Consider the following 15,869-nt stretch of genomic DNA (forward strand, 5'->3'; position numbering starts at 1 on the left):
CAACCCCCAGTAGGTGGGTAAGTCCTCGCATTATGCCAGGATCGGTATGTCATATTGAGCAGGTGCAAAGCTCATTGGTGCGACAGTGCCTTCAGGCTCTCGATGATGACGAGATCGAAGAGATCCTCGCCTCAAGTTCGCGCTTGCGTGAGACCGTCCGCGCGGCGGCCAAGCAGCGGCGGGGAGCCAAGGTCAACGCCTCTATCTTTCGGCGATGGCTCTGCATCCCCAGCCAGTCCGATCCACTTCTCCGCTCGCTCCCTGGCTTATACGGACACGAGTACACGAAGGCCGCAGAGAACGGCTCTCCCTCCACCAAGACAGTCGGGGTGAGAGCACTCCTGGCCCTTGAGTCGGATCTCACCTTCACCGAATTCCGCAGGATACTGGCCGACCTCCGCGCAAGATTGCCGCAGGGCGCTGACGCTACAGATCCGGCCCCGGCGCCGGATGCGACCTCGGCGCTACGCGATCGCTCGACGACGGATGCGGACGGGATCGACCTCGCGGAACTGCCTGACGGGCTGCAATCGTCGGATGTCGAAACCACCCTCGGGAATCTTCGCAATCGGTCGGTTCAGCTGGCTAACCTCTTGACCGAGTGCGCAGACGGCGTCCTGCTCGGCAGTGCTGTTCCTGACGGTGTTTTCGCTGCAATCGAGGACTGGACCGCCGAACTGACCGACGCATGGACACAGATCGGACTCCTGCCACCACCAGCGGCCGGTGGATTCGAAGCGCTGGAGAACGTGCGAGACAAGCTCGCTGCGGCAGAATCCGCTGTTGAAGCGGCAAAGGCTGCGCGTGCCGAGAAGATGGCGACGTTGACGAGGCTGCGAGAGAACGCTGCCTCACTTGCCGACCTGGCCGACATGGGTGAGACGTTCAAAGCAGCCTACGAAGAGGCGCGTACCAAGATTGCCGAACTCGAGAACGAGCTTGACTCGGCCACCTCCACCCCTCAGGTCATGGAAGGCCCCCACACATCCGACCACCCCAAAATCGACGCCGAGTCCGTAACCGTCGCCGATTCCGTGGAAGACATCGAGGAAGCGGAACCGGGAGCCCCGGAGTCGGAGGCCACGGAGCCGGAAGTCGAGCCTGACCGTCCAGAGGTCTCGGTTCCCGACGCCGAATCCGCAGATCACGAGTACCGGACGGACGATACGGACTCCGAGGTCGGCCTGGACGATGCAGAAGCCCCAGAGCACCCGCCTACGGCGGCGCAACCCTCCGCACTCGCCTTCGAGTCAACGCGGTCGAGTACCTCTTCCGAGACGGACGATTCGGCTTCGCTGGACGGGGATGAGCCTGCGTCTGTCGCGTCGATCGTCGCTTCGGATACTCGGGCAGACTCCCCACTCGAGGGGGCAGAAGCAGCGGAAACAGGTTCGAAGACCGCTTTCGACGGCGACCTTGCCGAACATGTCCGGGCCGGGAGGTTTGCTGCAGCGTGGCTGATCGCGAAGGTCGCCGGTGAGTCGGAGGTGGACGTCGACGCCTACAGGCAGGCAGCAGTGGCGTTCCATGCCCCGACGGGAGGAAGCAACGCGTCCAGCGTGCTCACGCGAATAGCTTCCCTACCCGATGGCGCTGTGTTCGGTTCTCCTCAGACCGCACGAGTTGCTCTTGCGGCGACGCTGCGTGCGTCGCTCGCAGCCGGTTGGAGCCCCAGATCCGAGGTGGAGGAGATCGCTCGGCAGGCCAACCTCGACGAGGAATGGCGGGAGCTTCTCGAAGAGATCGTTGCAGCCAGCGACCGGAACTATCAGCACGTCCAGGACGGTGGCCGGAAGCTCGAACCGTCGGTCGACGACGTTCGCGACCGTGCAGTCCGGATCCGCGATCAGATAACTCCCATCAAGTTCACGCGGGCCAACAAGGTCCAATGGTTCCTCCTGCGCGAGCGGGAACCACTCGGAGAAGCGCTCGCGCTGGTAGCGAGCCCGAAGACGGACGACGACCGTCGAGAAGCGCTCGCTCGCGCCTTGTCAGCGCTGGAACAGCCCGACGAGCTCATCGAGTACGCAGACAAGAAAGTGAGTTCCCCGCAACAACGGCGAACCTCGATCGTTGCACACGCTCGGGTGTCGTTGTACAAGACGATCGAAAGCGTCGCCGACTGCGTCGCGGACGCCTTGGCCGCTGCGGCTTCGGTCGAGTTGAACAACAGGGACGGCGGCGACGACGAACCACGTCACCGACTGATGTCTGCAGCCGCAAAGGTAACCGTCGGCCATATCGTGGGTGGTCCCGGGAACGCTGCGCTTGTACGTCTCCGAGAGTGGATACTCTCGCCGGATGCTCCCACGGAGATGGGGGAGGACGAAATGCTCCGGAGCGAACTGCTCCATGTGACCAGCCTTCCCCGCGACGAACGAGGACTTCCGATCGTCGAGGACGAAATCGACAGCTCGAGAGTGCTTGAGCAGCTCCGTGTCCCCGGTACGGCGAACGAGATCTTCGACGATTACGTTGCTCGCGGGGATCTGCTGCAGGCCAACGAGGTTGTGAACAGAGCCCCGGAACTTCTCGACCTTGTCACGAACGAACGAAAGCGATGGATAACGAGGCTGCGTCGTGAGGTCGCGGCAGTTCGTTCGGAAGTGGGCCGAACCTATGCGGACGATTTCACTCAGACCGGTCTCGTCGATGCAGAAGCGCGTCTCGTGACACCGTCCACCTATGAGGAAGACCGCTTCGACCTCCAGATTATGGAGCTCGCGAAGCTTCGTGACGACCTGGCCGAGTACCGCGCTCGGAAGGCATACGAGTTGCGTGAACGAGTGACCAAGGAAGTCTCTATCGAAGCCGATCGGCAGGCGGTACTTGAGCTGATCCAGAGCGAGGATTTCGCGGGCGCCCATGAGCTTCTGGCTCTCGCCCGTAGCGGTCCCCTCCCGACGATCGAAGACTCCGACGACAGTGCCGGCGCCACCGTCTTCGATGCCTTCATGCGAGCACTGGGGGTACTCAAAAATCATGAAGGCGATCTGAGCAATATCCGCCAGATCGCAGCAGTGATCGAAAGCGCCGATCCCAGCACGTCCGTGATCGCGGACAGTGACCGTGGGCGGCTCGATCAGTGGGACGCGCTGATGTCGCTTCGCACACACAGGAATCGACGTCACGCAGCCATGGCTTCGATCCTGCGAGGAATCGGCCTCGACGTTCGCGGCGAGGTGTCCAAGCAGAAGACCTCCGGCAAGCATTTCGACCTGTACCGAGCCACCGCAACGCCTGTGGACAAGTCCCTGGTTCCGGGCCTCGGGTCCCAAGCGCCGCACTATATGGTCGCTGCCACCGGAGAACGCCCTCTACTGCGCCAAACCTTGTCCAGCGCCTTTCCGACGTACAACGGGCCGAACATTCTGCTGTTCGATGGAGTCCTGAGTTTCGAGGAGCGGCTTCTCTGCCTCAAGGTCTGCCGCGAGCAGAGGATCACAGCGATCGTCGTTGACCATGCCGTCGCTGCATGGATTGCCACCTACCATCCACGGTCGTTTCGTGCGGTGCAGCAGGTGACATTGCCGTTCACATGCTTCCCCCATTACACGGTCGTCGCAGGCAACGTTCCGGACGAAGTGTTCGTAGGCCGCGCCGAGGAGCAAACGCAGCTCATGGATCCGGCGGGGAGTATTTTCGTCTACGGTGGTCGACAGCTCGGTAAGTCGGCTCTGCTGAGAAAGATCGAACGCGACTTCAATCTCGTGGACGATCAGCATGCGATCTACATCGATCTGAACGCTCACGGCATCGGTACATGGAGCGAATCGGCCAAGCTGTGGCAAGTTCTCTACAACGAGCTGGCCCGGCTTGGAAGCTTCGGATTGAAGCAGAATCCATCCGTCCGCACATCCAAACCCGTCATCGATGCGGTCAAGAAGTGGCTGGCGGACAAGAGTACTCGTCGCCTGCTGCTGCTCCTAGACGAAGCGGATGCTTTCCTCGAGAAGGAGTCGAGTGGTGGACCCGAAGGCAACGCCAAAAAGCGATTCGAGAACGTCGCTCCCCTGAAGGGGCTTTGGGAGGACACCGATCGGCGCTTCAAGCCGGTGTTCGCCGGCCTTCACAAGGTGCAGCGACTGCAGAACGTGGCCAACACTCCTCTCGCCCACGGCGGACAGGACGTACTGATCGGCCCGCTGGCTGCGAAGCCTGCCCGAGACCTTGTGGTGAAGCCTCTCGAGGCTCTCGGCTACAAGTTCGAGAACCCTGATGCGGTATGGCGTCTTCTCGCCATCACCAACATGCAGCCGGGTCTGATTCAGGTGGTGTGCAGCGACCTAGTGGCGCATCTGCAGTCTCGACCGCTTCGAAAGAACGAGCCCATGGTCGTGATCACAGATGAGGATATCGATGCGATCACCCAGAATCCGGAAACCCGTGACAAGATCGCACAGAAGCTGCGGCTCACGATCGAACTCGAAGACCGGTATCGCGTCATCGCCCTCACCGTCGCGATCATGTGCATGGACGACCAGTTCCGGGCACGGTACTCGCCCAGTGAGATCCGAGAGCACTGCGAGCTGTACTGGCATGAGGGATTCAAGGATCTGAACAGCACGGAGTTCTCCGTATATCTCGACGAACTCGCCGGTCTTGGTGTTCTCAGCAAGGATCGTAGCTCGAAGTACTCCATGCGTTCCCCCAACACCGTGATGATGTTGGGAACCCGACGCGAACTCGAGGCTATCCTTGAGGAGGAATCCTTCCAGTTGGAAGATGCCTACAATCCTCGCTGGACACGGCGGCAGGTCCAGATCGACGGCGAGGACTTCCGCAGTCCGCTGTCGGAGTACGATCTCAGCGAGTTGGTGCCTGTCAGTACGAAATATGAAGCCCGGAACTATGTCGTCCTGGGGAGCGATGCGCTCGGGATCCGCAAAGTTGCTGGTGTTCTCAAGAGTCTTGAAAGCGATCGGAATCTTGACATCTCGATCGTGAAGTCCGAATCAACCGGATCGCTGAGTATGCTACGCGAGTTCAAGTTCTCGGGACCTGGAACGAGCCGCCCGCGCATCCTCGTGTTCGATGCGAGTGAGGCCACCCCAGCGGAAGCGGCGGACATCGCACTCGCGGTGAGGAGCCTCCGGAAGCGTGGATCCGGACATCTCATCCTTCTGCTCGGCCCCGGAGGAATCGATGCCGCGCGTAGCTTCACACGAGGACAATCCGTGGTTCGCACGGATGTCATCGAGCTGAAAAAGTGGTCCGGGGACGGAATTCGGTCCTGGCGCGACAATCCGTTCACATCACCCGAACTTCAGAGCAATCTCCTGGCGCACTCCGGCGGATGGCCCGACCTGGTCGAGCGCGCGGTCCACGAGGTGGATCGCGGACGTAGTCACAGCGACGAGTGGGCAAGACTCGCAGCGTTCCCTCGAAGCAGGGACGAGGCTGAACAATTCCTCGCCGAGACCGGAATCAACCAGGATCAGCGTAGCCTGCTCGCGGAGTGGGCGTCGTTCGAATCCACCGATTTCGAACCGGTCATCGACATCGCAGACGTTCTCGGCCGCAATCTCGATTCGCTTCGTGACACCGTGGCCGTCCTCGTCACGCTCGGTGCCGTGAACGAGCGAAACGGCGACTACATGGTCGATCCGGTCGTCATGCGTGCCTTGAGGAAGGCGGAATGACCTCCGGCCCCACTTCAGAGGAGTACCTGCGGCTCCCAGGGCCGCTTCGGTTCATTGCCGACGTGGCTTCGCACCTTCGCGCGGGACTGTCGGTGATCGTGGTGTTCCCCGACGCGGCCGTCGACACAGGTCTCGCTGATCATGTGTTGGAGGAGATCGCGAAGGAGAATGCGCGAAGTGAATTCTGCACGCAATCCTGCGATACGTTTCCCACTCGGGTGATCGATACGTTCGGCGCAGACCCTGTGCGATACGCGTCGTTCGACGAGTGGGAATCGATCATCCAGTGGGAGGCTTGGCACGACTCGTGGGTGGTGCTTTCGAGCTGGGACCATACCGACATTCCTGAGATCCTGGAGCGCTGGCCGGCGCAGGTACACGCGTCAGGGCTTTCCCAGAACGAACGGCCGAAGTTACTCGTCGGAGGGCGGCTGAGTGAGGTTCCGAGGCATGTACTGACACGTCTGGACTCAAGCTTGACCGCCGTCCATTGGTGGTGGGGCGTCCTCGACCGATTGGATACGGAGACTCGACTGGTGGCTCTCGCAGGTAGGACCATCGATCCGGTCGACACCGCTGTCATCGTCGAAGTGTCCGGGTGGGATCTCGCCTGTGTCGACTTCCTGATCGAGTTCTGGGACCGTTCCACTTCAGGTCTTGCACATGCAGTTCGTGAATACCAAGCACACGCACCCGGCGTCGACATCGATAGCCGTTCGAACCAGGACCGCCGACCGTCCGCCCTCCCACCAGCAGATCGAGAAGAAGCGTGGCAGAAAGGCCTTTTGGATAGGTGGGGGCACTCACTCCGGCGAAGCCCGCGCGTGCTCGACGACAAGTCGATCGACCAACGCATCTGGATGGCACACAACCGTGCCCTGATCTCGCACGTCGACGAGGAGCGGGCGCACTACGAGGAGATTATCCGTCGAGAAGCGCGACAACAGGTCTTCGACGAACTCGACCGGCGTGACGATAACATCATCGAGATCGGCTCACTGACATGGCTCGTGGCTTCGGGTCGCGTAAGGGTCAGTCGCGACGACCGCGAGCGACTGTGCACCTTCCGCGACCTTCGCAACGATCTTGCCCACAGGGTGCCGATCAATGACGAGCTTCTTATGAAAGTCGCCGGATATCTAGGGTTCGAGCGAAATCCGAGATGATTTTCCTCGCCACCGGTTTCCTGAGGTGGATGTAATCGGTCGTAACGTTTTTCCGCTCATCCAATGAGAGCTACCGACCAAATGCCGAGTGTGGCAGGGTCGGTGGAGGTAGCGGCTGCCGGGACAACACCTCTTTAGTGTCCTGAGTCAGGAATCCTGTTCAGATATGAGGTGAGACGTTCGAGGATCGTCGGCGGTTTTGGTCCACACGTAGGGCTTGGGATCGGTGTTCCACTGAGCGATCCAGGCTCGAATGTCCTTCTCCAAGTATAGAATCGACTTGTGTACGCCGCGGCGGATCTGCTTGGTGGTCAGTTCGGCGAACCACCGCTCGACGAGATTGAGCCAGGACGACCCGGTCGGGGTGAAGTGCAGAGAGGAACCGTGGATGCGCCAGCAGCCAGGTCTTGATCGCCGGAGTCTTGTGGGTGGCGTAGTTGTCCAATACCAGGTGAAGGTCGAGACCGTCCGGCGTCTGCCTGTCCAGAGTGATGAGGAACTTCTTGAACTCGTCGGCGCGATGCCGGCGGCACAGCGAGCCGATCACCTTGCCCGACGCCACGTCGAGGGCGGCGAACAACGTGGTGGTACCGGCCCGCACGTAGTCGTAGGTCATCCTCTGCGGCACCCCGGGGCATCATCGGCAATACCGGCTGTGACCGTTCCAGGGCCTGGATCTGCGACTTTTCGCCCACGCAGAACACCAACGCTCGCTCCGGCGGATCCAGGTAGAGGCCGACGATGTCGTGGACCTTGTCGACGAAGAACGGCTCGGTCGACAACTTGAACCCCTCGGCGGGATGCGGTTGCAGCCCGAACGCCCGCCAGATCCGCGAGACCGTCGACTGCGACAGGCCCATCTCGTTGGCCATCGTCCGCGTGGACCAGTGCGTGGCGCCCTTCGAGGTGGTCTCAAGCGCGCGTGTGACCACCTCGGCGACCTGCGCGTCGGTCACCGACCGCGGACCACCCGACCGGACATGTCCCGAGCCCGGCGATCCGACGCTCGATGAAACGAGACGCCACCGCCCCACCGCATGCGGCGTCGCGCCCAGGCGGGCGGCTACGTCCTTGTTCTACGCGCCCTCCGCACAGGCGAGGATGATCCGGCACCGCAGCGCCCATGCCTGCGGGGTCGATCGGCGCCGCACCCATCCCTTGAGGGCAGCCCGTTCGTCGTCGGACAATCTCAGCGCGGCCTTCGGCCGCCCGGTACGGGCCATCCGCCGATTCGACATTTCTGAATGAGACTTCTGACTCAGAACACTAGCCGCGCGCCGCCTCGGCTGCGGGGCGAACCGTCTTCATGGCCCGTTCGACCTCCCAGAAGGCGCGCAGCGACGCGATCCGGCCGTCGTCGTCCACGCGGTAGACGAACACCCCCTCGGCGTCGATCACGTTGCCGCCGAGGGTCGTGCGGATGGTGCCGATGTTGACGCACTCGTCGCCGCACACCAGCACGTCGTCGACGAGGAACTCGAGCTTGTCGGTGTTCGCGATGGTCATGTCGTAGAACCGCGAGATCGCCTCGCGGCCGTGATGGCCCTTGCCCTCCGGATCGAATCCGGACGGACCGACCGGGTCCTCGACGACACCGTTCTCGGCGAACAACGCGAGCCACTCGTCCTTGCGTTTACCGCTTGCCGCCGCCTGCGACGCCCGCGCGGCGACCCGGGCCGGGTGTTCCTCGCTCATGCCGATGCCTTTCCGTGGATGTACCTGTCGGCGAAACGGTGCAGGGACTCCTGCTTCGCCTCGAGGGGACTGTCGAAGCCGTGCCCGTCGAAGATCCACGGCACCACGATGATGTCGGTGACGCCGGCATCCTCGAGCTCGGCGTACCCGGCACGGCCGAACCGGTCCACGCACACCGCCTGGATCTCGAACGGATCGTCGGCGCGGCCGTGTTCGGCGCGCAGCTCCCGCAGCCGGGCGATCACCTGCACGAGGTCGTCGAACCGGATCATCGCCGAGGTCCAGCCGTCGCCCACGCGCGCCGCCCGGCGCAGCGCCACGTCGGTGTGGCCGCCGATGTAGAACGGCACGGGTTCGGTGGGGGCGGGGCTCATCTGCAGCCGGTCGAAGTCGAAGAATTCGCCGTGGTGCTCGACCATGCCGCCGCCGAGGATGAGCTTGATGACGTCGATCATCTCGTCCACCCGCTTGCCGCGCCGCGCGTACGGCACCCCGCACCACTCGAACTCCTCCGGGGCCCAGCCGATTCCCACTCCGAAGCCGAAGCGGTTACCGGTGAGGTTGGCCACCGAGCCGACCTGGCGCGCCAGCAGCACCGGGTTGCGCGAGCCGAGCTTGAGGACCTGGGTGTAGAACCGGAGTGTCGACGTGACCGCCCCCATCGCGGCCGCGGCGATCAGTGGGTCCGCCCAGGGCGTGTCCTCGGTCCACATCCGCGACCCGTCGGGGGTGTACGGGTAGTCGACGGTCTGCTTCTCCATGTAGAACAGGGAGTCGGGCAGCGCGATCGACCGGAACCCGCACTCCTCGGCGGTGCGGGCGAGGCCGGTGAGCTGGTCGAGGGGCGTCATCGCGACGCCGACGGTGAAGTCCACCACGGTCCGTGCCTATCGTTCCGGTCGGTCCGAGCCGACGACCCACATCGAGAAGTACTGCGAGCCGCCGCCGTACGCGTGCCCGAGTGCCTTGCGTGCGCCGTCGACCTGATGCTCCCCGGCGCGCTGCATCACCTGCATCGCGGCCTCGGCGAACCGGATCATGCCGGAGGCGCCGATCGGGTTGGAGGACAGCACACCGCCGGACATGTTGACCGGCAGCTGACCGCCGATGGCCGTCTCCCCGGCCTCGGTGAGCTTCCAACCGGAGCCCTCCGGGGTGAAGCCGAGGTTCTCGAGCCACATCGGCTCGAACCACGAGAACGGGACGTAGATCTCGGCGCAGTCGATCTCGGTGAGCGGGTCGGTGATACCCGCGGCCTGCCACAGCGCCGCCGCGGCCATCCGGCCTGCCTCGGGGTTGACCTGGTCGCGTCCCGCATACGTGGTCGGCTCGGTCCGCATCGCGGTGGCGTGGATCCACGCGACCCTCCGGCCCTGCGCCTCGACCGCCGCGGCCGAGTCCTCGTCGCCGATCACGACGGCGCACGCGCCGTCCGACGACGGGCACGTCTCGTCGTAGCGGATCGGATCCCACAGCATCTGCGACGCCTGCACCGACTCGAGCGTGATGTTCGGCTGCTTGAGGTGCGCGTACGGGTTCTTCGCGCCGTTGAGCCGGTCCTTCACGGCGACCATCGCGCCGATGTGCTCGGGTGCGCCCGATCGGCGGATGTAGGAGCGCACGTGCGGGGCGAAGTAGCCGCCGGCGCCGGCGCCGACCGGCATGGTGAACGGCACCGGGGTGGACAGCGCCCACATCGCGTTCGACTCGGACTGCTTCTCCCACGCCACGGCCAGCACCCGCCGGTGCACGCCGGCCTGCACGAGGCTGGCGGCGACATTGGCGGTGGACCCGCCGACCGAACCGGCGGTGTGGACCCGCAGCATCGGCTTGCCGGTGGCGCCGATCGCGTCGACCATGGTCAGTTCGGGCATCATCACGCCCTCGAACAGGTCGGGGGCCTTGCCGATCACGACCGCGTCGATGTCGTCCCAGCCGACGTCCGAGTCGGCCAGGGCGCGGTCGATCGCCTCGCGCACGAGGCCGGACATGGACACGTCGTGCCGTTTGGCGACGTAGTGGGTCTGCCCCGTGCCGAGGACAGCCGCGAGTTGCTTGGCCATGTCAGTTACGTCCCTCCAGAACGGCTACCAGATTCTGTTGCAGCACAGGACCGCTCGTCGCGTGTGCGAGGGCCCGCCCGGCCCGCCCGGCCATGATCGCCTGCGCGGCGCAGCCGATGCGCTCGAGGCCGCCGGAGAACATGGGGTTACCCGTGAGCGGGCCGCCGGTCGGGTTGACCGCCGTCGCGTCGGAGAGGCCGAGGGCCTCGCGCAGGATCAGCTCCTGATGGGTGAACGGCGCGTGCAGTTCGGCGACGTCGAACGCGGTGTCACCGCCGGTGACGGCCCGCGCGGCGGCCGACGCGGACGGCGCGGTCGTCAGGTCGCGGCCGCCGAGGTTCGGCGAGTCGATGCGATGCTCGATGCCCGTGATCCAGGCGGGGTTCTCGCACAGTTCACGGGCCCGGTCGCCGGCGGCGAGCACGATCGCGGCGGCGCCGTCGGTGACCGGCGCGCAGTCGTGCCCCCGCAGCGGATCGGCGACGTAGGGCCGGGCCAGCAGCTCCTCGACGTCGAAGTCGCCGCTGATCTGGGCGTTCGGGTTGTCCTTGGCGGCGGCCCGCGCGCGCACCGCGACCTGTGCCATGTCCTCCGCCGTCCACTTGCCGGCGTCGAGCCCGAACCGGGCCTGCAGCCCGGCGAGGGACACGGAATCGAGGCCGAGCGGGGCGACGAGGTACGGGTCGAGCTGCAGGCCGAGGACCTGACGCAGGGTGCCGGCCGACGACTTGCCGAAGCCGTACACCAGGGCGGTGTCGACCTCCCCGGTGATCAGCTTGACCCACGCCTCGTACAGCGCCCAGGCGGCGTCCATCTCGACGTGGGATTCGTTGATCGGCGGCACCGCGCCGATCGCGTCCACGGCCGAGATGAACGAGAACGCCCGGCCCGCGAGGTAATCGGACGAACCGGAGCACCAGAAACCGATGTCCGACTTGGTGATTCCCAGTTTCGAGTACAGCTCCCGGAAGCAGGGGACGAGCATTTCGACGCCGTTGGTGGTGCCGGTGGTCTCGCGCACGTGGGGTGCCTGCGCGAAGCCGACGACTGCGATGTCTGTCATGGTGGGCGCGGCTCCCTTACAGGTGGTGTTTGAAGGTCTCGTAGTCGGCGTCCGGTTCGCCGGTCGGCCGGAAGTACTCGATGTTGCGCAGCGTGTAGTCCCACTCCTCGCGCGGGCGCCACTTCGCCTCCACCCGCATGCCCATCCGGACGTCGGCGGCGTCGCACTCGAGGATCAGGTGCAGGAACGGGATGTCCGCACCGTCGAGCAGCACGTAGGCCGCGACGTACGGCGGCGTGATCTGCTGGCCGAGGAACGGCACGTTGACGATGCAGAACGTGGTGACGATGCCCTTGTCGGACACCTCGACCTGCTCCCGGGTGGGGATGCCGTCGGTGGGGTTCGCGCCGCGCGGCGGGATGTAGACCTTGCCGCCCGGTCCGGTGCGGCCGCCGATCAGCTTGCCCTCGGCCAGTGCGCGCAGGTAGTAGGACTCCTCGTAGGACGCGCTGTGCGTGTAGTGCAGATCCAGCGGCGTGATCATCATCGTCACCGGCTCGCCGGAGGCGTCCGTCCGGACCGTGACGGTCTCGGCCTCGCCCGGTTCGAAGGCTGCGATGTCACGAATGTGACCGGCGCGGTCGTCGGCCCACCGCACGCGTACCCGCATCCCGGTGCTCATGTCCTCGGGACCGGGGACGTCGACCGCGTGCAGCAGCGTCGTGTCGGCCCCGTCCAGCTGGATCAGCGCCCACGCGAACGGCCGGTCGAACGGCTGGCCCGGCAGCGGCTCGGGGTTCCACGTCCAGCTGCGCACCGTGCCGGACTGCCCCACCTCGACGAAGTCGGTGAGGGGTTCGTGGGTGACCGCGTCGAACTCCGGGGGCGGCACGAGGACGCGCCCGTCCGAGCCGCGGGCGCCGAGGATGCGCCCGTCGCGCAGGCCCGTGACGAACGCGCCGACGGTCGGCCCCGTGGATCGGGTGTAGTCGAACTTCAGGTTCAGTGGTGCGCTCAGCGGCTTCTCCGCGATCGCGCTCTTTCCCAGGCTCACAACTTCGAGTAGAACAGGTTCTAGAGACGGTGGCAAGGGTACCGTCCGAGCAGCGGTGTCCCCGGTCCGCCCCGAAAGGAATGGTGTGCAATGAAACTGGGTCTGCAACTCGGCTACTGGGGGGCGCAGCCGCCCGCGAACGCCGGCGAGCTCGTCGCCGCCGCCGAGGCGGAGGGTTTCGATGCGGTCTTCGCCGCGGAGTCGTGGGGCTCGGACGCGTTCACGCCGCTCGCGTGGTGGGGCTCGGGCACGCGGCGGGTGCGGCTCGGCACGTCCGTCGTGCAGATCTCCGGCCGCACCCCCACCAGTTGTGCCATGCACGCGATCACCCTCGACCACCTCAGCGGCGGGCGGCACATCCTGGGGCTCGGCGTGTCCGGGCCGCAGGTCGTCGAGGGGTGGTACGGCGAACCGTTCGCCAAGCCGCTCGCCCGCACCCGCGAGTACGTCTCGATCGTGCGCAAGGTGCTGGCCCGCCGGGAGCCGGTGACCAACCCGGGCCCGCACTACCCGCTGCCGTACGACGGACCCGGCGCCACCGGGCTCGGCAAGCCGCTCAAGCCGATCACGCACCCGCTGCGTGCCGACATCCCCATCTGGATCGGCGCCGAGGGGCCCAAGAACGTCGCGCTGACCGCCGAGATCGCCGACGGCTGGCTCGCCATCTACTACTCCCCGCGCCTGGCCCCGATGTACGACGAGTGGCTCGACGAGGGCTTTGCCCGGCCCGGCGCCCGGCGCACCCGCGACGACTTCGAGATCGCCGCGACCTGCCAGGTCGTCGTCACCGACGACCGCACGGGGACCATCGCCGGCCTCAAGCCCGTCACCGCCCTGTACGTCGGAGGCATGGGCACCCCCGAACTCAACTTCCATGCCCAGGTGTACCGGCGCATGGGCTACGGTGACGTGGTCGACGAGGTGACCGCCCTGTTCCGCGCGGGCCGCAAGGACGAGGCCGCCGCCGCGATTCCCGACGAGATGGTCACCGAGACGATGATCATCGGCGACCGCGACGAGGTGCGCGCCGGCGTGAAGCGCTGGTCCGACGCCGGCGTGACGATGCTGCTCGTCAGCTGCCGCGACGCCGAGCACGTGCGCTCCCTGGCGGACGTCGTGCTGCGGTAGGCGCCCGCTTCCCCCGAGCGAATGTATCGTTCACCTCCTCAGATCGACGGGATGCCACATTCGCTCGGTGGGGAGGTTGTCCACAGTCGGCGAGTTGCTCCACAGATTCGACGAATGCACGCTCCGCGGCCACACGAATCCGATCGAGCGGCGCACTGTAGGTCCATGAGAAGGGGTGAGTGGGCGGGGGATCCGGAGGCACTGGGCCGGCTGGGCGACAGCGGTGTGGTTCGCGACGCCGTGCTTCGTCGTGTCGGAGTGTCGGGGTCGGCAATTCACGAGCGGTGCCGTCCGGGTGGTCCCTGGCAACGGCTGCTGCCGGGCATCGTGATGCTCGGAAACGGACCGGCGTCGGCTCGGCAACGCACGATCGCGGCCATGAAGTACGTCGGCGACGACGCCGTACTCACCGGACGATCGGCGCTCGGAGAACATGGACTGGCGGGAGAACAATACGACGTCCACGTGCTGCTCCCGGCGAATCGTCGCGTGCAGTCGGCCGGATTCGTCCTCGTCGAGCGGACAACCCGAATTCCGGACCCTTTGATACGTAATGGCATCCGGTGTGCTCCCATCGAACGTGCCCTGCTCGACGCCGCGCGCCGGTGCACCACTCTCGATGCGACGCGGTCGTTGATCGCCTCGGCCGTCCAGCGTGGAGCGGTGTCGGTGGCAGCGCTGCAGGAGGAACTGGCGGAGGGGAGCGGGCGGGGTTCGGCTCTGCCGCGGCGGGTGCTCCGGGAGGTGGATGCCAACGTCCACTCGGTGGCGGAGGCGAAGGCCCGGGAGCTGTGGGAACGCAGCGGTCTGCCCGAGATGGTGTTCAACCGCGATGTTCTCGACTCCCGGGGCGGGTTCATCGCACGACCTGACGGCTGGATCGACGACGTCGCGATGGCCTGGGACATCGACTCCCTCGCGTGGCACCTGTCGCCCAAGGCGTACAAGGACACGATCGAGCGCCGGACCCGCATGCAGAACGCGGGCATCATCGTGCTGCCGACGATCCCGAGTGCGGTGGAGCGGTCACCGAGGCGTGTCGTCGACGACCTGCGCCGGCACTACGAGCTCGCGGCCTCTCGGCCGCGGCCCGACGTGCGACTACGGACGGTGGCACCGGGCTGAGCGAATGGACCATACCGTCGGACTACGGAGGTGAGCGATACATTCGCTCGGCCCGGGCCTCCGGCCCGTCAGGCGCCGGTGAACTTCGGGGTGCGCTTCTCGGTGAACGCGCGGGGGCCTTCCTTGGCGTCGGCGCTCTTGAAGACCTCGGCGCCGAGTTTCGCGTCGATCTCGAAGGCTTCCTCCTCGTGCATGCCCTCGGTGTCGCGGATGGTCTTCAGGATGGCCTGGACGGCGAGGGGGCCGTTGGCGGCGATGGTCCCGGCGATCTCGAGGGCCTTGGCGAGAGCCTGGCCGTCGGGGACGACGTGGCCGATCAGGCCGATCTCCTTGGCCTCGGCGGCCTTGATGTGGCGGCCGGTGAGCAGGATGTCGGCGGCGATCGTGTAGGGGATCTGGCGGACGAGCCGCACCGCCGAGCCGCCGAGGGGGAACAGGCCCCACTTGGCCTCGGAGACACCGAACTTCGCGCTCTCCCCGGCGACGCGGATGTCGGTGCCCTGGAGGATCTCGGTGCCGCCGGCGATGGCCGGGCCCTCGACCGCGGCGATCAGCGGCTTGGTGAGGCGACGGCCCTTCAGCAGTGCGGGCAGCCTGGACAGATCCCAGCCACCGCCTTTGCCCTTCCCGTCGCTTCGCTCGCCCTGCTCGAACTTGTCGCCCGGGGCCGACCGGTTCATCGCCTTGAGGTCGGCGCCCGCGCAGAACGCGCCGCCGGCGCCGGTCAGGATGGCCACCCGGATCTCCGGATCGTTGTCGACGCGGTCCCACGCCTCGGCCATGATCGCCATCATCTCGCCGGACAGGGCGTTGCGGGCCTCGGGCCGGTTCATGGTCACGATCAGGACCGAGCCGCGCTGCTCGACGAGGCAGTGCGGGGCGTCTGCCGAAATGCCGGAAACTTCCGATGCGGTGGTGGACACTGAGGACTCCTGAGGGGTTGTGAACTGGATCTCATCCGGGTCTTGTCAGAAACGGTAACACGTTCTACTT

Annotated in this window: 10 protein-coding genes and 1 pseudogene; 4 read left to right on the forward strand and 7 right to left on the reverse strand. The window is 65.6% G+C overall.

The window, feature by feature from the left end; translation table 11 throughout:
* The first annotated feature begins 143 nt into the window (after window positions 1-143).
* Window positions 144-5,642 carry a hypothetical protein gene (locus tag KZJ41_RS04170; protein ID WP_157127593.1) on the forward strand — a complete coding sequence of 1,833 codons (5,499 nt, stop codon included), beginning with the start codon at window positions 144-146 and terminating at the stop codon, window positions 5,640-5,642.
* Window positions 5,639-6,808, forward strand: coding sequence for a hypothetical protein (locus KZJ41_RS04175; RefSeq protein WP_065923043.1), 1,170 nt, complete (start codon window positions 5,639-5,641; stop codon window positions 6,806-6,808). Before KZJ41_RS04170 ends, KZJ41_RS04175 begins: the two co-directional genes overlap by 4 nt.
* A gap of 134 nt (window positions 6,809-6,942) precedes the next feature.
* Here KZJ41_RS04175 and KZJ41_RS04180 read toward each other — a convergent pair.
* The 6 genes and pseudogenes from KZJ41_RS04180 to KZJ41_RS04205 all read right to left on the reverse strand — a co-directional run bounded on the left by KZJ41_RS04180 (window position 6,943) and on the right by KZJ41_RS04205 (window position 12,623).
* Window positions 6,943-8,031: pseudogene (locus tag KZJ41_RS04180) on the reverse strand (IS630 family transposase).
* Between the two features lie 43 nt (window positions 8,032-8,074).
* Window positions 8,075-8,503 carry a nuclear transport factor 2 family protein gene (locus KZJ41_RS04185; RefSeq protein WP_065923042.1) on the reverse strand — a complete coding sequence of 143 codons (429 nt, stop codon included), beginning with the start codon at window positions 8,501-8,503 and terminating at the stop codon, window positions 8,075-8,077.
* The gene (locus tag KZJ41_RS04190; RefSeq protein WP_050036270.1) at window positions 8,500-9,378 is read right to left on the reverse strand and encodes a TIGR03619 family F420-dependent LLM class oxidoreductase; all 879 of its coding nucleotides are present in this window, start codon (window positions 9,376-9,378) and stop codon (window positions 8,500-8,502) included. The genes KZJ41_RS04185 and KZJ41_RS04190 overlap by 4 nt, the downstream gene beginning before the upstream one ends.
* Window positions 9,379-9,390: 12 nt before the next feature.
* Entirely contained in the window at window positions 9,391-10,566 is a 1,176-nt protein-coding gene (locus tag KZJ41_RS04195) for a thiolase domain-containing protein (RefSeq protein WP_006937825.1), read from the reverse strand.
* A 1-nt stretch (window position 10,567) separates the two neighbouring features.
* Entirely contained in the window at window positions 10,568-11,629 is a 1,062-nt protein-coding gene (locus KZJ41_RS04200) for a thiolase domain-containing protein (RefSeq protein ID WP_006937826.1), read from the reverse strand.
* Window positions 11,630-11,645: 16 nt separating this feature from the next.
* The gene (locus KZJ41_RS04205) at window positions 11,646-12,623 is read right to left on the reverse strand and encodes a Zn-ribbon domain-containing OB-fold protein (protein ID WP_006937828.1); all 978 of its coding nucleotides are present in this window, start codon (window positions 12,621-12,623) and stop codon (window positions 11,646-11,648) included.
* A 90-nt stretch (window positions 12,624-12,713) separates the two neighbouring features.
* Between KZJ41_RS04205 and KZJ41_RS04210 the strand changes: the two genes are divergently transcribed.
* Together KZJ41_RS04210 and KZJ41_RS04215 are read left to right on the forward strand one after the other, a co-directional pair.
* Window positions 12,714-13,751: an LLM class F420-dependent oxidoreductase gene (locus tag KZJ41_RS04210; protein ID WP_006937830.1), complete on the forward strand. Its 1,038-nt coding sequence runs from the start codon at window positions 12,714-12,716 to the stop codon at window positions 13,749-13,751.
* Window positions 13,752-13,916: 165 nt separating this feature from the next.
* Window positions 13,917-14,876, forward strand: a complete 960-nt coding sequence (locus KZJ41_RS04215) for a hypothetical protein (protein ID WP_029541024.1) — start codon at window positions 13,917-13,919, stop codon at window positions 14,874-14,876.
* Window positions 14,877-14,944: 68 nt separating this feature from the next.
* Here the strand turns inward: KZJ41_RS04215 and KZJ41_RS04220 are convergent, their stop codons facing one another.
* Window positions 14,945-15,799, reverse strand: coding sequence for a crotonase/enoyl-CoA hydratase family protein (locus KZJ41_RS04220; protein ID WP_185713879.1), 855 nt, complete (start codon window positions 15,797-15,799; stop codon window positions 14,945-14,947).
* Window positions 15,800-15,869 lie beyond the last annotated feature (70 nt).

The organism is Rhodococcus sp. 11-3, assembly GCF_023704055.1.
In the GTDB taxonomy this organism is placed as follows: Bacteria; Actinomycetota; Actinomycetes; order Mycobacteriales; family Mycobacteriaceae; genus Rhodococcus; species Rhodococcus aetherivorans.